Source organism: Novosphingobium chloroacetimidivorans (genome assembly GCF_014204535.1).
Classification (GTDB): Bacteria; Pseudomonadota; Alphaproteobacteria; order Sphingomonadales; family Sphingomonadaceae; genus Novosphingobium; species Novosphingobium chloroacetimidivorans.
The window spans coordinates 114,046-129,912 of record NZ_JACHLR010000014.1 but is presented as its reverse complement, the minus strand read 5'-3'; the positions used below and the strand labels follow the sequence as shown (position 1 = coordinate 129,912).

Sequence of the window (15,867 nt, the reverse complement as noted above, 5' to 3'; positions counted from 1 at the left end):
AGCACACGATCGCGCAAATCCTGCGAGTAGCTCTGACCCGATCGCCAACCCATCGCTGCCTCCTTCGTGAGGCTGCCTATGAATCACACGATCGGCTCAATGGGAATCCCCCTCCGATTCCGCCCATCATGAAAATGCTCTAAGATTCCAGTTTCGATGATTCAGATGAGTCGTGGTCTCTCTTCGCTGCCTCACGGGCAAGCGCACGGATGAGGTCGAGGAAGAAATCCTCGCTCTCATCAATGCTCGAAGAAGGAAACGCACGCTTCATTCTCCATTTTTACATCGGACTATTATCGCGCCGCATTATTTGATTTCGACATCAGGTAGAAAATAAATATTGCGATGACCACCGACGCGATGAGATCATCGCGCCATGATGAAAATGAAACCCAAATCATCGCGTGTAAATACGATCATGCGATACTATGAACTATTCGAGGAACTGACGCCCGCCGAGCGTGCGCGACGCGATGCCGAAAAGCGGCGCAAGGCAACGGAGAAGCGCAACCGCGCGCGGAAGAAGAAGACCGACGCGGCGTTCCGTTATCAGGACACGATCCGCACGGCCAACGATGCGATCCAGAGCGCCGACAACGCGATGGCGGCGATCAAGCCGTCATGACCGGACCAGCAGCAGGCGGGCGCGCCGACCAAGAGCGCGCGCAGAAAGCGATGGTCGCGGCCCTCCGATGGCCGTCGCCGTTGCGCCAGCGGCTGTCGAAGTGCGGCGAGGACGGACATTGGATGTGGAACGAGTGGCGGTGCCACTCACCCGCGTGCGTGCGCTGTCGTGGGCGCTACACGCGCAAGCAGGAGCGCCAGCTATCCGCCGCGCTGGGCGATGCGACGAATGCCGACCTGTCCATGTTCACGATCATGTTCGGCGTCGCCAGCGAAGCCGACGACATCGGCCCCATCTGGCTGAAAGCCAAGAGCGACCTCCGCAACCGCGTCAACGCGATGCGTCGGGCGAGTTCGCGTTGGGATCGTGTGGCGCTCACCGGATGGGTCGAAGCCGACCCGATCGTCTACGATGACATGGCGGTGCTGGGCACGCAGCAGCGAACCATGCTGGCTGGACTGAACACGCCGTGCTGGCGTGCGGACGGTGGACCGGCGTGGGTGGTCCACATCCACGGCGTCGCCTATCACCCGGCGATCGACTGGCAGGCAGCACAGGCGGCGTTCGCGACCCAATGGCCGGGAGAACGCCGGGTTCATGTCCAGCCGTTCTACGCCGACAAGAGCGTGGAAGCGAACATCGGCGGCGCTGTTCGCTACTCGACGAAGTATCGTGCCGGGAGATGGATGGGCGGCGGCTTCGACTTCTGGCCTGCCCCTTGGATGGCGGAATATTATGACTGGGCTGATCGCTTCTCACAGGGCTGGCAGTCCATGCGCTTCCGCATGAGTGGAAAGGCCATGACTGATCCGTGCGAGAAGAATAATGCGTCGAGTGTCGATGTGTCGTATATTGAGCCTATGTATACCACATCATCACTTAATAGTTATCCTATACTATATACTGAAGGCGGGCGACCAGCATGAACTGGCTTGCTGGCATCAAGGTCCGATATGACAAATCGGATTTCGTCGTCGCGCGTTCCGTGAGGCTGTCGCTACGCGAAGCTGTCGATCCCGATCAGCGGCGGCACGAAATGAAAATCTGGTGTCGCGACAACTGCGAGCATCGCTGGGCCAAGCGATGGACCGCCACGCCGGATCAGGTGTGGTTTGACTTCGAGAGCGATTACGAGGGCGTCATCTTCCGTTTCTCGTGGCCGTGATCCGAGTCCTTTTGGGTATACCCGGTCGGGCATTTGGCACGGCATCAAATCTGTTCCAAATAGCTTGACGCATGGACCCTTTTGGAACATACCGTTTGGGTCTATAGGGTATTTGGGACACAGCGATGTTGATCGGCTACGCACGAGTGAGCACCACCGGCCAAGACCTGACTGTTCAGGGCGAGGCGCTGCGCGCCGCTGGATGCGAGCAGGTCTATGCGGAGAAGAAGTCCGGGCGGCAGGCCGCTGACCGTTTGGCTCTGAATGACGCGATCAAGGCCGCACGGGCTGGCGACATCATCGTGGTGACTCGCCTCGACCGCTTTGCGCGCTCGACGCAAGACCTTCATAATCTGCTCGCCACCTTGGAGGGAAAAGGCGTCGGGTTCAGGTGCCTTGCGCAGGCGGGCGTAGACACGACAACGCCGACCGGAAAGCTCACGCTCGCCATCCTCGGCGCTGTCGCTTCCTTTGAGGCTGATCTCCGTGCGGAACGGCAGGCGGAGGGCATTGCGCGCGCAAAGCAGGAGGGGCGCTACAAGGGGCGCTCTGCCAGCATCGACTACGCCAAGGTTCGTAAGCTCCACGGTCAGGGCATCAGCCCCACCGAGATTGCTGGGCTGCTCGGCATTGGCAGGACGAGCGTGTATCGCGCGCTCGCGGCGTGAGAGGCATGACGCTCCCGGCAGATGACCGCCGATCCGTTGATGATCTCTTCGAAGCAGCCTTCCAGCCCGATGATGATGCCGCGTGGGATGCCATCGCTGCTCTCCATTACCGGGGTTCGCAGGAGGTGTTCGACCGCGCTCTCGCGTTGACCTACCACGCCGAGCCTGCGGTTCGCGCGCGAGGAGCGGACATCCTTGGTCAACTCGGCATCCCTGACCGCACATTCCCAGAAGAGTGTTTCGCTGCCGCGCTCCGCCTGCTGACCGACGAGACTCGGCAGGTTCAGTTTGCGGCGATATTCGCGCTTCAGCATCTCGACCGCACGCGTGCTTCCCCGCATATCATGCCGTTTGCCGCCGATAGTGATGACGGCATTCGGTATGCGGTGGCCGTCGCGTTGGGCGCGGTTGACACGCCAGACGCCAATCGGGTCCTGTTAACGCTGATGCGGGACCGGGATGCGGATGTGCGAAACTGGGCGACTTTCGGCCTTGGTCAGCAGAGCGATGCTGATGATGACGAGATTCGAGTGGCGCTTGCCGAGCTTCTGGAAGATGGAGATCCAGATGTGCGATACGAAGCGATCATCGGTCTTGGGCGTCGTCGTGATGCTCGGGCGCGGGGTTTTCTGAAGACCATGCTTCACCATGATCCCGACGATGTGTTCGCTCGCGAAGCCGCCGCGAAGCTGCTGGGATTGAACGAGAGTGGAACCGCGCCAACCCGTGATCTACTGGGCGGCCTTCAGCGGCAGCAGCGCTGGCAGGGGCGCTGATCCGCGAGCGGGCATCATTGTGCTGTGAGCGTGAAGGTGCGGCCTGATCCTACCGGGGGGATCGAACGAAGCCCTCCTCCGCTACCAGACCCTCACCCGATCAGCCCCGAAACGCGAACGTTCGGATCGGCCGCCACAGGCCGTCTTCGTACGCGTAGAGCCCGAAGCCATGGAAGCGAAAGGCGCGTGGCTCCAGAGTGGGCCCAAGCTCGTCCTGAAGCTGGCGGGCGGCTTGCGAAGTCACCTTGTTCTGGATGGTGATGTGCAGCTTGAGCGGTTGAGCATCCTGCCGGGTCATCAACCCGTGCATGCGCTCGGCGATGTGGCCGTGCAGTTCGACGAGCTCCGGACTCTCGATGGCCAGCGCGGTGCCGCCGCCCAGCTTCATCAGGCCGGAGATGCGCGCCTGGGGTGGTGGCGCTGCGGCCAGGTCGCCCAGGATCTGGCGCAGTTCCGCTTCGACACCGTTAGGCAGCGCGTGAAACAGCGTTACGTGGGCGCGCAGGCGGTTGCGCTCGGGCGGGAAGTGCGCCCGGCGCAGACCATCGGCCCAGGCGAACACATCTGGCGGCAGCTCGCCCGTCACCAGCAGAGGTGGCCGGCGAAGCGGCGCCGCCTCCCCGGTCGTCGCCGGCGAGGGCTCGTTCACACGCGTCCTGCCTGCAGCGCCTCCAGCACCTTCTCGGGGGCGGTTTCGCCGTAAGGGTCCTCGTCCTCGCCGGTGTCGTTAATGCCGGGCTCCTCGAACCAGGCGGTGACGTGGTTGTCCTCGACCACCATCGCATAGCGCCACGAGCGCAAGCCGAAGCCGAGGTGATCCTTGTTGATCAGCATGCCCATTCGCCGGGTGAAGTGGCCCGAGCCATCGGGCAGCAGTTTCACCTTTTTGAGGCCCAGGTTCTTGCCCCACTGGTACATGACGAAGGCGTCGTTCACGGCGATGCAGTAGACCTCGTCCACGCCCGCGGCGCGGAAATCCTCGTAGAGACGCTCGAAGGCTGGGCATTGCTCGTTGGAGCACGTCGGCGTGAAGGCGCCGGGCAGCGAGAACACCACCACCTTCTTGCCGGCGAATGCCTCGTGGATGCGTATGTCCTGCCAGCGGAAGGGGTTCGGCCCGTCGAGGCTCTCGTCGCGGACGCGGGTCTTGAGGGTGACGTCGGGCACCTGTTTGTCGAGCATGAAGAGCGTCTCCTCTATAGTCCGTCACCGCCCGTGCGGACCGGACGGTAGGCGATTGTCAGAAGGCTCCGGCCACGGCAAAGTTCCGGCCGACGCTCCGCACGCAAGGTGGGGGCGCTGGGTGCAGGGGGCTGGACGATGAAGCGAATGCGGCTTGTGGCGATCCTGATCCTGCTGTGGAGCCTGGCTGGCGTCGCCGCCTTCGCGATGCAGGCGACGGCCGAGCCGGCCACCCTGGGCGATCCGGTCACCGCGCGCGCCTTTGCGGCGATGCCGGCTTGGGCCTGGACGGCTTACGCGGTCGCCGTGTTCTCCAGCCTGGCGGGCGCCGTGGCCTTGCTGATGCGCCGACGTGTGGCCTGGATCCTGTTCGCGATTTCGGCGGTGGCCGTGGTACTCCAGTTCAGCTGGACGGTTTTCGGCTTCGGATTGCTCTCCTACAAGGGACCGGACGCGCTCATCTTCCCTGTCGTGATCGTGGCCATCGCGCTGGTCTCGTCGCTCCATGCCCGTCGCCAGGCACGCGTGGGCGGCTGGAGATGACGAGCGGAGCATGGCCCTTCACACCGCTCTTTCCAATTACGCGATACCATCCTAATCGGCCTCCCATGCTGAACGCGCCTTACAGATCGCCGAACCTTGCCGCTTGCCTAGGGCTGCGGCCATGAGCGAGCGCAAGCGCGTCCTCGTCGTCGATGACGAGATGCTGGTGGCGATGATGCTCGAGGATATGCTGGACGATCTGGGTTACCAGGTGGTCGGCCCCGCGGGATCTCTCAAGCAGGCGATGGACCTGGCCGAGAGCGAGACCCTCGATTGCGCCATCCTCGACTTGAACCTGGGCCAGGGCGTCGTGTCCACACCCGTGGCGGAACTGCTGCGCGCGCGCGGCGTGCCGTTCCTGCTGGCGACCGGCTACGGCGCCAATGCCGAAACCGATCGGCTGGGGCACGCCGGGTTGCTGCCCAAGCCGTTCTCCACCAGCGATGTCGAAGCTGCGCTCAAGTCAATGCTGGGCTGACCACCTGGGCCAGGAAGTCCAGGCATCCCGGCTCAGCCTTCGATGATTTCCCGGATGCGGGTGGCGAGAACGTCCATCGCGAACGGTTTGGTGATCAGTGCCATGCCTGGCTCCAGGAAGCCCGAAGCGAGCGCCGCGTTCTCGGCGTAGCCGGTCATGAACAGCACTTTCAGGTCCTTGCGCGTCAGCCGGGCCGCGTCGACGACCTGTCGCCCGTTGAGCCCCGGCAGCCCGATATCGGTCACCAGCAAGTCGATCTTGCCCGGCGCCTGCAGCACGGCAAGCCCCTGCGGCCCGTCGACCGCCTCGATCGCGCGGTAGCCGAGCTCGCTCAGCACCTCGACGATGAGGCCGCGCACGACCGGTTCGTCCTCGACCACCAGAACCACTTCGCCCGACTCCGAGCCGGGTGCCTCGCACGGCTCGTCGTCGTGAACCTGGCTTTCGTCCTCGCCGCGATGACGGGGAAGGTAGAGCTTGATCGTGGTGCCCTCGCCCTCTTCCGAATAGATCAGCGCATGGCCCTCCGACTGGCGGGTGAAGCCATAGATCATGGATAGCCCCAGCCCGGTGCCCTGCCCGGTCGGCTTGGTGGTGAAGAAAGGCTCGAAGGCACGGGCGATGGTCTCGCGGCTCATGCCGGTGCCGGTATCGGTCACCGAGATACACACGTACTGGCCCGGCTTCACGTCACGCTGCTGTGCCGCGAAGCGATCGTCGAGCCGCGTGTTGCAGGTCTCGATCGTCAGCATGCCGCCATGGGGCATCGCATCTCGGGCATTGATCGCCAGGTTCAGGATAGCGCTTTCCAGCTGGTTGGGGTCGCACCGCGTGAGCCACAGGTCGTCGTCCAACGCCATTTCCAGCGCGACGTTCTCGCCCAGGGTGCGGCGCAGCAGGTCCTCCATCGACGCGACCAGCGGGTTGGCGCGCACAGGCCGTGGATCGAGCGGCTGTCGTCGGGAGAATGCCAGCAGCCGATGAGTCAGCGCAGCCGCGCGCTCGGCCGAGCCGCGCGCACCTTCCAGCCAGCGACCCAGGTCATCCAAGCGACCGCGCGCAATGCGGGTCTGCATGATGTCCAGACTGCCGGTGATGCCTTGCAGCAGGTTGTTGAAATCGTGCGCGATGCCGCCGGTGAGCTGACCCACGGCCTCCATCTTCTGGCTCTGGCGCAGCGCCTCCTCGATCTCACGCTGGTTGGTGATGTCGCGGCCGATGGCGTGGATGCGGCCGTTGTCGGGAACGGCCGTCCAGGCAATCAGGCGATAGTTGCCGTCCTTGGTTCGATAGCGGTTCTCGAATGCGAACGTCGTCTGCCCTTCGGACAGCTTGTGAAGTTCGCCGCCCGTGGTGCTCAGGTCGCCAGGGTGCAGGAAGTCCGAAAGGTTGGTGCCGACCATCTCCGCATTCGTCCAGCCCAGCAGGCGCTCACCCGAGGGGTTCACCGCCGTGATCAACCCGTCGAAGTCGCAGACCAGCATGAGGTCCTGGCTGATCGTCCAGAGCCGCTCACGGTCCTGTACCGATGCTGCCTCCGCCTGCTTCTGCGCCTCGATCTCGGTGTTGGTGCCCACCCAGGCGGTGATCGATCCTCGCCCGTCGGTCAGAGGCTGCGCGCGCGCAAGGTGCCAGCGATAGCTCCCGGCCGCGTCACGCAAGCGGAACTCCGCTTCGAACGGCGCGCCCGTCGTCAGCGAGATGCGCCAGCGTTCGAGCATGGCCGCCCGGTCCTCGGCATGAACGAAGCGGACCCAGCGATCGCCATCGAGGCTTCCGCGCGGCGCCTTGCTATAGGCATAGATCTGGTCGTTGAACCAATCCAGCCAGCCATCGGCGCGCGCAGTCCAGACCTGGTTGGGCATGTTCTGCGCCAATGCGCTGAACTGCGCCTCGCTCTTCTCCAGCGCGCGCTGAATGCGCAGGCGATCGGTGACGTCCTGCACCACGCCGACGAGACGGATCGGCTTACCGGCCGCATCATACTCGTAGTCCGCCTTGCGCGCGATGGAGCGCTCCTCGCCGGTGTCCGCGCGCCGGATACGGTATTCCACATCGAGCGCGGCGCGACCTTCGGCACGGCTCGCGCTGTCGGAAACGAGCGCGCGATCCTCGTCGATCACCAGGCGTTGTATCGACGCTGCAGGCAGCTCGTCGCTCGGTTCGACACCGAAGATGCGGCAGAACTCTTCGGTCGGCGTAATCAGGTCAGTGTCCGTGTCGACCGAGAACAGGCCCACGCCGCCCGCTGCCTGGGCGCGGCGCAAGCGCTCCTCGCTATCACGCAGGGCGGCCTCGGCTTCGTACTCCGCGGTTCGGTCGCGCATCAGCTTGACCAGGCCGATCGCCGTGCCGTTCGCGTCCTTGAGCGGGGTCATCTCGCTCAAGCCCCAGAACCGCTCGCCGGACTTTCGCAGATGCCAGCGAGCGTCGTGCGCGCGACCGGTGGTCAGGGCCTCGCGCCGCTTGGCCTCGGGCCGACCGACTGCGCGGTCCTCTGGCGTGAAGAAGGTATCGATCGGCTGGCCGAGCATTTCGGCTTCGGTCCACCCCAGCATTTCTGCCGCGCCGCGATTCCAGAGAGTGACGCGCCCTTCCATGTCGGTCGCGACGATGCCGTAATCGGTGGCGCTGTCGAGGATCTGGCGATTGTAGGCCTCCCGCTCGCGCAGGACGCCCTCGGCTCCGACACGCTGGACGTGTGCCCACGATCGCTCGGTCACCTCGCGGATCACGCTGAGCTCGTAGTCGGTCCAGGCATGCGGTGCATCGTCGTGGATCGCCATCAGCGCGGTAAGACGTCCGTCCTTGACCAGCGGCATGCAGATCGTCGCGCCGACGCCGATGTCCTGGAACGTCTTGGCGGCTTCGGGTCCCAGTTCGGTGACGTCGGGCACGAGCAGCGGCCGGCCGGCATTCAGCTCCTGCACCGCCAGCGGGCCGAATGCCGCAAGGCTGTAATGACCCACGATCGAAGGCGATGACGGCGCGTGCCAGTTGCCGCGGATGGTGAAGCCATCGCCATCCTCGTCCATGTCGGCATAAGCGCAGTTGCTGAGCTTGAGGTGCTGCCCGGTCATCCGAGTCGTGATCGCGAGGATCTCGTCCGCCTCGAGACTGGTAGCGATGGCGCGGTTCAATTCGTCGAGGAACCGCAGCTGCGCCTCGCTTTCCTCCAGCGTCTTGCGGGTTCGAACGATGTCTGTCGTCTCGACGACCACCGCGATCACCCCGGCCGGCCGGCCATCGTCGCCCAGCACCGGCGAGTAATCGAGGTTCATCCAGACCTGCTCCGGTCGCCCGTGGCGCAGCAGGGTAAGCTCGTGATCCTTGTAACTCAGCGTACCGCCGGCCAGCCCGACGCGCATGACGTTGTCGTTGAAGTCGGCGACTTCGTCCCATCCCTCGCGCACGTTCGAGCCGAGCAGGCGGGAGTCGCGCCCGCCCGCGAACACCGAATAGGCATCGTTATAGATCATCACGCCCTGCTCGCCCCAGAGCAGTACGAGGGGAACCGGGCTGGCGAGCATGAGCCCGACGGTGTGCTTCAAGCTGATCGGCCAACGTTCGATCGCACCGATCGGGGTCGAGGCCCAATCATGACCTGCGATGCGGCGGGCAAGTTCGCCGCCGTTGTTCAGGAATGGGAATGGAGTAGCGTAGCCCACCTGCGGCTGCATCAGTCACCGTTTCTCAGGATGCGTCGTGATTTCTCAGGCATGGATGTGCGGCCCCCGAATCCGCCGGCCAGCAACGAACCTAGACCGAGGAAGTTCCCTAGGCGAGCAGAGAAGACACGCATGTCACCAAGCTGCGACAAAGTCACGCAAGCAGAATACTGGACGCGACGCCCCGCAATCACTAGATACCGGGCGGTATGAAATGTTCGGCCACCACTGCGGTTCGCGGGCGACCTCGCGAGTTCGACCCTGACCAAGCCCTCGCGGCTGCGCTGCGGGTGTTCTGGCAGCACGGTTACGAAGGTGCGTCCATGGCGGACCTCACCGAGGCCATGGGTATCACCAAGCCCAGCCTCTATGCTTGCTTCGGCAACAAGGAAGCGCTGTTCCGCAAGGCGCTCGACCTCTACGAGCGGGACAAGCTGGCCTACGTTGACAGGGCTTTAGAGGAAGCTACGGCGCGCACGGTGGCGGAGCGATTGCTGCGCGGGGCCCTCGCCACGCACTGCGGCGGCAGCGATCCGCAGGGATGCCTGGGCGTGATCGCCACGGTGGTCGGTTGCGCCGAAGCGGAGTCGATCCGCGAACATGTCTGCGCCCGACGCGCTTCGTCCGAGGCGGCCCTGGTGGCGCGGTTCGCCCGTGCCAAGGCCGAAGGCGATCTGCCCGACAGCATCGATCCCAAGGCTCTGGCAAGCTGCCTCACCACGGTACTGGGCGGCTTGTCGGTCAAGGCGCAAGGCGGCGCCACCCGCCCCGAACTCGAAGCGACGGTGGACGCGTTTCTCGCGATGTGGCCCGGGCGCTGACGCTGCCGCTTAGGCGCTCACAACCGCCTATACGTTGCGCAGACCCTCGGGCGTGACGCCGTAGATGTCGGCATGGCGCGCGATTGCGAAGCGATCGGTCATGCCGGCGATATAGTCGGCGATGTGGCGGCTGCGCTCGGGCTCATGACGCGGGAGGCCGTCGATCCACTCCTCGTCCATCAGCACCGGCTGCTGCGAGTAGGCGCTGAACAGCTCGGCGACCACTGCCTTGGCGCGGCGGGACGTCTCCAGTTGCTCGGGGTGGTAGTACAGCTTCTCATACATGAAGCGCTTGAAGGTGCGCTCCGCGACGGCAAGCTCGTCCGAGAAGGCGGCGGTCGCGCGATCGGCAGCGCGGATGTCGGCCAGGCTGCCGATCGTATCCAGGCGCCTGGCGGTTTCGGCGAGCAGGTCGTTGACCATGAAGCCGATCTGGCTGCGGATCAGCTCCGACACCTGGCGATCGCGCGGAGCCGAAGGATAGCGTCGCTCGACCTCGCGCCAATGGTCTGCAACGAAGGGGTGGGCGAGGACTTCTTCGAGGTCGAGGAAACCGGCGCGCAGGCCGTCATCGATATCGTGGTTGTCGTAGGCGATGTCGTCCGACAGCGAAGCGACTTGTGCCTCGAGCGAGGGCCAGGTCGATAGCTCCATCGGGAACGCCGCGTCGAGCTCGGCCAGTGCCCAGCCCGGTTCCGCCACGGGGCCGTTGTGCTTGGCAAGGCCTTCCAGAGTCTCCCAGGTGAGATTGAGCCCGTCGTGCTCGCAATAGGGCGATTCGATGCGCATGAGCGTGCGCAGCGTCTGCGCGTTGTGGTCGAAGCCGCCATGCCCGTGCAGGGCCCCGTCCAGCGCTTCCTCGCCGGCATGGCCGAACGGCGCGTGGCCGATGTCGTGGGCCAGCGCGAGCGCTTCGGTCAGGTCCTCGTCCAGCGCCAGCGTGCGAGCGATCACGCGCGCGATCTGCGCCACTTCCAGGCTGTGGGTCAGGCGTACGCGATAGTGGTCGCCATCGGGCGCGATGAAGACCTGCGTCTTGTAGCGGAGCCGGCGGAACGCGATCGAGTGGATGATGCGGTCCCGGTCGCGCTGGTAGGGGCTGCGCGGACCGCGTGCCAGTGCGTTCTCGAGGCCGAACTCACGCCCGCGCGAACGGGTCCAGTCGGTGGCGTACGGAGCGAGGGTCATGTGTCCTCCCCGGCACGGGGAGGGGGACCGCCAGCGCAGCTGGTGGTGGAGGGGACTCTCCCTTGCCGCCCAGGTTCCTCGGAGACGTGAGTCCCCTCCACCATGCTGCGCATGGTCCCCCTCCCCTTGCAGGGGAGGATTTGCACGCACGTCGCCATTACCCTACGATCCACTCGACCGCCTTCTGCGCATGGATCGCGGTGCAGTCGAAGATCGGCAGCACGTTGGCATCCACGTCCACCACCATCTCCAGCTCGGTCGAGCCGAGCACGATCGCCTCGGCGCCTTCCTGCACCAGGACAGTGATCATCGACTTCAGCTCGCGCTCGGCCTGGCGCGTGGCCTTGCCCAGCATCAGCTCGTCGTAGATGATGCGGTCCAGCGTCTCGACCCGCGTCATGTTGGGCGGCAGCAGCTCGATGTCGCGAGCGATCAGCTTCTGCCTGTAGAAGCTCTCGAGCATGACGTTGCGGGTGCCGAGCAAGGCGGCGCGCTTCACGCCTTTTGCTACCATGCGATCGGCGACGCACTCGGCAATGTGCAGGATCGGCACTTGCACCGCTGCGGCGACCTGGTTGTACACCTTGTGCATCGAGTTGGCGCCGATGAGGATCGCGGTCGCGCCCGCACCCTCCAGGCGCCTGGCGGCCTCGGCCAGTTCGCCGGCAGCGCGCGACCAGTCCTCGGCGGAGGACAGGCGCATCAGGCTGGAGCTGTCGAGGCTGTCGATCACCATCGGCGCGCTCGCCTGATTGCCGACGCGGGCCTGGACGCCGCGCTGGATGTGATCGTAGTAGGTTTTGGTGGAGTACCAGGTGAGGCCGCCGATCAGGCCGATCTTGCGCACGAAGTCTCCTTGGGTCGTAATTGAAGGGCTTGCGGGCTTGCCTAGCCTGCCGCCCTCGTCGCCGTCCACCCCTTCAGGCTCAGTGGACGAGCCCGGATGCGAACAAAGCCGCCGAACTGACGGTAACTGCCACGGCCTCGCTGTCGCCGACCCGCTTCGCGCCGCGCACGAAGGCGCCGACAGATCGCTTGTTCTGCGCGAAACGCTGCAGCTTCCACAGCTGGAACAGCGACAGGCGCTTCACCATGCGCTTTGCCATGCAGTCGGCGCGCTTGTCGGAAAAGCCGGCCTCGATCAGCGCGCCGCGCACATGATAGCGCTCGTAGCGCTGCAAGCCGCCGCCCAGGAACAGGTACCAGGCGAGCGTCAAGCCCAGCACCAGCACGATCGCCTTGCGCATTGGTGTCGGATCAGTCCGCCAGCGCCTTGTTGATGTCCTCGACCATCTTCTTGGCGTCGGCGAGAAGCATCATCGTCTGGTCCATGTAGAAAACGTCGTTGTCGACGCCGGCATAGCCCTGCCCGCCCATCGAGCGCTTGATGAAGAAGATCGTCTTGGCTTTGTCGATGTCGAACACCGGCATGCCGTAGATGGGGCTGGACTTGTCCGTCTTGGCGGCCGGGTTCACCACGTCGTTGGCGCCGATGATGAAGGCGACATCGGCCTGGGCGAACTCGCCGTTGATGTCCTCCAGCTCGAACACTTCGTCGTAGGGCACATTGGCTTCGGCCAGCAGCACGTTCATGTGGCCGGGCATGCGGCCAGCGACCGGATGGATCGCGTACTTGACCGAAACCCCGTGCTTCTTGAGCTGATCGCCCATCTCGCGCAGCACGTGCTGCGCCTGCGCCACCGCCATGCCGTAGCCCGGAATGATGATGATGCTCTCGGCCTCCCTCATGATGAAGGCCGCGTCCTCGGCGGAGCCGCGCTTCCACGGACGATCGGTCTTGGTTGTGGCTGCTCCGGCCCGGCTTCCGCGCCGAAGCCCCCGGCGATGACCGAGAGGAAGCTGCGGTTCATCGCTCGGCACATGATGTAGCTCAGGATCGCGCCCGACGAGCCCACCAGCGCCCCGGTGATGATCATCGCCGTGTTGTGCAGGGTAAAGCCCATCGCCGCCGCGGCCCAGCCCGAGTAGCTGTTGAGCATCGAGACGACGACCGGCATGTCCGCGCCGCCGATCGGGATGATCAGCAGGAACCCGATGGCGAAGCTCAAGCCGACAATGGCCCAGAACAGCACCGGTGTGTCCCAGTGGAACAGCGCGATCAGCACCAGGATCAGTGCCAGCACGCCCAGGTTGATCGCGTGCCGCGCCGGGAGCAGGATCGGCGAACCGCTCATGTTGCCGTTGAGCTTGGCAAATGCGATCACGGACCCCGAAAACGTGATCGCACCGATCGCGACACCCAGGCCCATCTCGATCCGGCTCTGCGCCAGGATGTCGAGCCCTGAAGGATCGAGGATGCCGAACGCCTCGGGGTTGAAGTAGGCGGCGATGCCGACCAGCACGGCGGCAAGCCCCACCAGCGAGTGGAAGGCCGCGACCAATTGCGGCATCGCGGTCATCTGAATGCGGCGGGCAATCAGGAAACCGATGCCGCCGCCGATCAGGATCGCGATCACGATCTCTGGCAAGCTCGCGATCTCATGGGTGATGAGCGTGGTCACCACCGCGATCAGCATGCCGGCCATGCCGAACCGGTTGCCGTGACGCGAGGTCGCCGGTGACGACAGGCCGCGCAGCGCCAGGATGAACAGCACGCCCGAAACCAGGTAGGCGAGTGCCACCCACGGGTTCACCGCATGCTCGGCCAGGCCGACTTGCGCCATGGACGGCGTCGTTTCGAGCGGACCGACGAAGCTCACTTGCGATCCTTCTTCTTGTACATCGCCAGCATCCGCTCGGTGACGGCGAACCCTCCGAAGATGTTGACGCTGGCCAGCACCACCGCGGCAAGGCCGAGCCACTTGGCCACCGGCGAACCCTCGGCGGCGCTGGCGACCAGGGCCCCGACGATGATCACCGAGGAGATCGCGTTGGTCACCGCCATCAACGGCGTGTGCAGCGCCGGGGTAACCGACCAGACGACGTAATAGCCCACGAAGCAGGCCATGACGAAGATCGACAGGATCGAGATGAAGTCCATTTACGTGTCCTCCCCGGCACGGGGAGGGGGACCGTCCGCAGGACGGTGGAGGGGAGTCTCCGCACGCGCGACAATCGCAGCGACAACCCCTTCCACATCGGCGAGCACGCGCTGAGCCGAGATCCTCAACACCCTGAACCCGTTTTCCTTGATGAACCGATCGCGCTCGAGATCACGCTGCGGCAGACTGCCCCTGTCGTGCACGATCCCGTCGACTTCGATCGCCAGCCTCTCGCTAAGACAGCAGAAGTCGACGACATAAGGTCCGATCGGATGCTGGTTTCGAAACGCCAGGCCGCTCGGACGGCGGCGTAGATGCTGCCACAGGTGGTATTCGGGCTTGGAGAGCGTCTTGCGCAACTCGCGCGCGCGGATGACGGCTTGCCTCGGCTGAAAACGCGAGTCCCCTCCACCACGCTTCGCGCGGTCCCCCTCCCCGGGCCCGGGAGGACAGAGATCGTCACTCCTCAACCCAGCAACCTCGGATGCACCACCTGGCCGCCCCGCGTCAGGCGGATCGCTTCGCCGATCTCGTCGTCCAGCACCGGACCGCCCTGTTCCTTGTCCCAGAACGCGGTGAGGAAGTTCAGCAGGTTGCGCGCATACAAGGCCGAGGCATCGGCCGGCAGCTGCGCCGGCGTGTTGGCGAAGCCCATTAGCTTCACGCCATGCCGCTCGATCACCTGGTCCGGCACGGTACCCTCGACATTGCCGCCTTGCGGCGCGGCAAAGTCGAAGATCACGCTGCCTGGCTTCATCGTCGCGATCTGCGCGTCGGTGACCAGGCGCGGTGCGGCGCGGCCGGGGATCAGCGCCGTGGTGATGACGATATCCTGCTTGGCGATGTGGCTGGATACAAGCTCGGCCTGCGCGCGCTGGTACTCGTCCGACATCTCGGTCGCATAGCCGCCGGCGCCTTCGCCTTCGATCCCGGCGACGTTCTCGACGAAGATCGGCTTGGCGCCCAGCGACTGGATCTGCTCCCTGGTCGCCGCGCGGACGTCGGTGGCGGAGACTTGCGCACCCAGGCGCCGCGCTGTCGCGATCGCCTGGAGGCCCGCGACACCCACGCCCATGACGAAGACCTTCGCGGCGCTGATCGTGCCCGCCGCGGTCATCATCATCGGAAAGGCGCGGCCGTAGATGTCCGCGGCCGCGATCACCGCCTTGTAGCCGGCGAGGTTGGATTGGCTGGACAGCACGTCCATCGATTGCGCGCGCGTGATGCGCGGCATCAGTTCCATCGCCAGGCCCTCGAACCCGGCAGCCGCCAGGGCGTCGACCCGCTCGCGTCTGCCGAACGGATCATGGATGGCGACGACCCATGCGCCGGGTGCAGCCTGAGCGAGCAGTACCGCATCCGGCGCCTGCACGCCCAGCACGATCTGCGCGCCCGCGAGCACTTGATCGGCCGTGCCAACCTGGGCACCGGCAGCGCGATAATCCTCGTCCGCGATCGAGGCGGCAAGTCCTGCCCCGGCCTCCACCGCGACCGAGCCGCCCAGACCGATCAGTTTCCTGACTGTCTCGGGCGTGGCGGAGACCCGGGTCTCCCCGGAAGCGCGTTCCTTGAGAACCGCGATCCGCCGCTCCACGGGCACGGTCCCGGTCAGGACGCGATCAGCAGGACGACGAAGGCCGCGACGATCACGGAGGCCACGGTTCCGATCTTCACCAGCGTCAGGAAGCCGCCATAGGTCTGCGTTGCGGCCTTCATGTCATTGCCTGATGCCATGGGAGAAGTTTTCCTGT

At 65.0% G+C, this 15,867-nt stretch carries 18 protein-coding genes and 1 pseudogene; 8 read left to right on the top strand and 11 right to left on the bottom strand.

Annotated features, from left to right (window positions below):
• The first annotated feature begins 418 nt into the window (after positions 1 to 418).
• The 5 genes from HNO88_RS15690 (at position 419) to HNO88_RS15670 (ending at position 3,234) form a co-directional block, all read left to right on the top strand.
• Positions 419 to 625, top strand: coding sequence for a hypothetical protein (locus HNO88_RS15690; RefSeq protein ID WP_184247580.1), 207 nt, complete (start codon positions 419 to 421; stop codon positions 623 to 625).
• A gap of 242 nt (positions 626 to 867) precedes the next feature.
• Entirely contained in the window at positions 868 to 1,551 is a 684-nt protein-coding gene (locus HNO88_RS15685) for a hypothetical protein (protein WP_221420045.1), read from the top strand.
• Entirely contained in the window at positions 1,548 to 1,790 is a 243-nt protein-coding gene (locus tag HNO88_RS15680) for a hypothetical protein (protein ID WP_184247574.1), read from the top strand. Before HNO88_RS15685 ends, HNO88_RS15680 begins: the two co-directional genes overlap by 4 nt.
• A 125-nt stretch (positions 1,791 to 1,915) precedes the next feature.
• On the top strand, positions 1,916 to 2,458 hold the full coding sequence (locus HNO88_RS15675; RefSeq protein ID WP_184247571.1) for a recombinase family protein: 543 nt from the start codon (positions 1,916 to 1,918) through the stop codon (positions 2,456 to 2,458).
• A 5-nt stretch (positions 2,459 to 2,463) separates the two neighbouring features.
• Positions 2,464 to 3,234 carry a HEAT repeat domain-containing protein gene (locus HNO88_RS15670; protein WP_184247568.1) on the top strand — a complete coding sequence of 257 codons (771 nt, stop codon included), beginning with the start codon at positions 2,464 to 2,466 and terminating at the stop codon, positions 3,232 to 3,234.
• Between the two features lie 100 nt (positions 3,235 to 3,334).
• On the opposite strand, the gene HNO88_RS15665 is transcribed toward HNO88_RS15670, so the two are convergent.
• On the bottom strand, positions 3,335 to 3,883 hold the full coding sequence (locus HNO88_RS15665; RefSeq protein ID WP_184247565.1) for a 2'-5' RNA ligase family protein: 549 nt from the start codon (positions 3,881 to 3,883) through the stop codon (positions 3,335 to 3,337).
• Positions 3,880 to 4,416, bottom strand: a complete 537-nt coding sequence (locus HNO88_RS15660; RefSeq protein ID WP_184247562.1) for a peroxiredoxin — start codon at positions 4,414 to 4,416, stop codon at positions 3,880 to 3,882. The genes HNO88_RS15665 and HNO88_RS15660 overlap by 4 nt, the downstream gene beginning before the upstream one ends.
• A 138-nt stretch (positions 4,417 to 4,554) precedes the next feature.
• On the opposite strand from HNO88_RS15660, the gene HNO88_RS15655 reads away from it, so the two are divergent.
• Together HNO88_RS15655 and HNO88_RS15650 are read left to right on the top strand one after the other, a co-directional pair.
• The gene (locus tag HNO88_RS15655) at positions 4,555 to 4,959 is read left to right on the top strand and encodes a sugar transporter (RefSeq protein WP_184247559.1); all 405 of its coding nucleotides are present in this window, start codon (positions 4,555 to 4,557) and stop codon (positions 4,957 to 4,959) included.
• A 121-nt stretch (positions 4,960 to 5,080) separates the two neighbouring features.
• Positions 5,081 to 5,437: a response regulator gene (locus tag HNO88_RS15650; protein ID WP_184247556.1), complete on the top strand. Its 357-nt coding sequence runs from the start codon at positions 5,081 to 5,083 to the stop codon at positions 5,435 to 5,437.
• A gap of 32 nt (positions 5,438 to 5,469) precedes the next feature.
• On the opposite strand, the gene HNO88_RS15645 is transcribed toward HNO88_RS15650, so the two are convergent.
• Entirely contained in the window at positions 5,470 to 9,117 is a 3,648-nt protein-coding gene (locus HNO88_RS15645) for a PAS domain S-box protein (RefSeq protein WP_184247553.1), read from the bottom strand.
• A gap of 197 nt (positions 9,118 to 9,314) precedes the next feature.
• Between HNO88_RS15645 and HNO88_RS15640 the strand changes: the two genes are divergently transcribed.
• Positions 9,315 to 9,926, top strand: a complete 612-nt coding sequence (locus tag HNO88_RS15640) for a TetR/AcrR family transcriptional regulator (RefSeq protein ID WP_184247550.1) — start codon at positions 9,315 to 9,317, stop codon at positions 9,924 to 9,926.
• A gap of 27 nt (positions 9,927 to 9,953) precedes the next feature.
• Here HNO88_RS15640 and HNO88_RS15635 read toward each other — a convergent pair whose 3' ends face one another.
• From HNO88_RS15635 to HNO88_RS15600, 8 genes and pseudogenes are all read right to left on the bottom strand, one after another.
• Positions 9,954 to 11,114 carry a deoxyguanosinetriphosphate triphosphohydrolase gene (locus HNO88_RS15635; protein WP_184247546.1) on the bottom strand — a complete coding sequence of 387 codons (1,161 nt, stop codon included), beginning with the start codon at positions 11,112 to 11,114 and terminating at the stop codon, positions 9,954 to 9,956.
• A 157-nt stretch (positions 11,115 to 11,271) separates the two neighbouring features.
• Positions 11,272 to 11,961 (bottom strand): aspartate/glutamate racemase family protein, encoded by a 690-nt coding sequence (locus HNO88_RS15630; RefSeq protein WP_184247543.1) that lies wholly within the window; start codon positions 11,959 to 11,961, stop codon positions 11,272 to 11,274.
• A gap of 79 nt (positions 11,962 to 12,040) precedes the next feature.
• A complete protein-coding gene (locus HNO88_RS15625; protein ID WP_184247540.1) occupies positions 12,041 to 12,361 on the bottom strand; it encodes a hypothetical protein in 321 nt (106 codons plus the stop codon).
• A gap of 10 nt (positions 12,362 to 12,371) precedes the next feature.
• Positions 12,372 to 13,798: pseudogene (locus tag HNO88_RS15620) on the bottom strand (NAD(P)(+) transhydrogenase (Re/Si-specific) subunit beta).
• A 32-nt stretch (positions 13,799 to 13,830) separates the two neighbouring features.
• Entirely contained in the window at positions 13,831 to 14,115 is a 285-nt protein-coding gene (locus tag HNO88_RS15615; protein WP_184247537.1) for an NAD(P) transhydrogenase subunit alpha part 2, read from the bottom strand.
• On the bottom strand, positions 14,116 to 14,490 hold the full coding sequence (locus tag HNO88_RS15610) for an endonuclease domain-containing protein (RefSeq protein ID WP_312857092.1): 375 nt from the start codon (positions 14,488 to 14,490) through the stop codon (positions 14,116 to 14,118). It abuts the gene before it with no gap.
• 92 nt (positions 14,491 to 14,582) lie between these two features.
• Positions 14,583 to 15,716: an NAD(P) transhydrogenase subunit alpha gene (locus tag HNO88_RS15605; RefSeq protein ID WP_184247530.1), complete on the bottom strand. Its 1,134-nt coding sequence runs from the start codon at positions 15,714 to 15,716 to the stop codon at positions 14,583 to 14,585.
• An 8-nt stretch (positions 15,717 to 15,724) separates the two neighbouring features.
• A complete protein-coding gene (locus HNO88_RS15600; RefSeq protein WP_184247528.1) occupies positions 15,725 to 15,850 on the bottom strand; it encodes an aa3-type cytochrome c oxidase subunit IV in 126 nt (41 codons plus the stop codon).
• Positions 15,851 to 15,867: the final 17 nt, after the last annotated feature.

Excerpts from the sequence above, each read along its gene's own strand:
- HNO88_RS15685 (WP_221420045.1), top strand. The coding sequence starts at position 868 with ATGTTCACGATCATGTTCGGCGTCGCCAGCGAAGCCGACGACATCGGC.
- HNO88_RS15675 (WP_184247571.1), top strand. The coding sequence starts at position 1,916 with ATGTTGATCGGCTACGCACGAGTGAGCACCACCGGCCAAGACCTGACT.
- HNO88_RS15645 (WP_184247553.1), bottom strand. The coding sequence starts at position 9,117 with ATGCAGCCGCAGGTGGGCTACGCTACTCCATTCCCATTCCTGAACAAC.
- HNO88_RS15625 (WP_184247540.1), bottom strand. The coding sequence starts at position 12,361 with ATGCGCAAGGCGATCGTGCTGGTGCTGGGCTTGACGCTCGCCTGGTAC.
- HNO88_RS15650 (WP_184247556.1), top strand. The coding sequence starts at position 5,081 with ATGAGCGAGCGCAAGCGCGTCCTCGTCGTCGATGACGAGATGCTGGTG.
- HNO88_RS15615 (WP_184247537.1), bottom strand. The coding sequence starts at position 14,115 with ATGGACTTCATCTCGATCCTGTCGATCTTCGTCATGGCCTGCTTCGTG.
- HNO88_RS15635 (WP_184247546.1), bottom strand. The coding sequence starts at position 11,114 with ATGACCCTCGCTCCGTACGCCACCGACTGGACCCGTTCGCGCGGGCGT.
- HNO88_RS15655 (WP_184247559.1), top strand. The coding sequence starts at position 4,555 with ATGAAGCGAATGCGGCTTGTGGCGATCCTGATCCTGCTGTGGAGCCTG.
- HNO88_RS15640 (WP_184247550.1), top strand. The coding sequence starts at position 9,315 with ATGAAATGTTCGGCCACCACTGCGGTTCGCGGGCGACCTCGCGAGTTC.
- HNO88_RS15670 (WP_184247568.1), top strand. The coding sequence starts at position 2,464 with ATGACGCTCCCGGCAGATGACCGCCGATCCGTTGATGATCTCTTCGAA.
- HNO88_RS15660 (WP_184247562.1), bottom strand. The coding sequence starts at position 4,416 with ATGCTCGACAAACAGGTGCCCGACGTCACCCTCAAGACCCGCGTCCGC.
- HNO88_RS15680 (WP_184247574.1), top strand. The coding sequence starts at position 1,548 with ATGAACTGGCTTGCTGGCATCAAGGTCCGATATGACAAATCGGATTTC.
- HNO88_RS15600 (WP_184247528.1), bottom strand. The coding sequence starts at position 15,850 with ATGGCATCAGGCAATGACATGAAGGCCGCAACGCAGACCTATGGCGGC.
- HNO88_RS15690 (WP_184247580.1), top strand. The coding sequence starts at position 419 with ATGCGATACTATGAACTATTCGAGGAACTGACGCCCGCCGAGCGTGCG.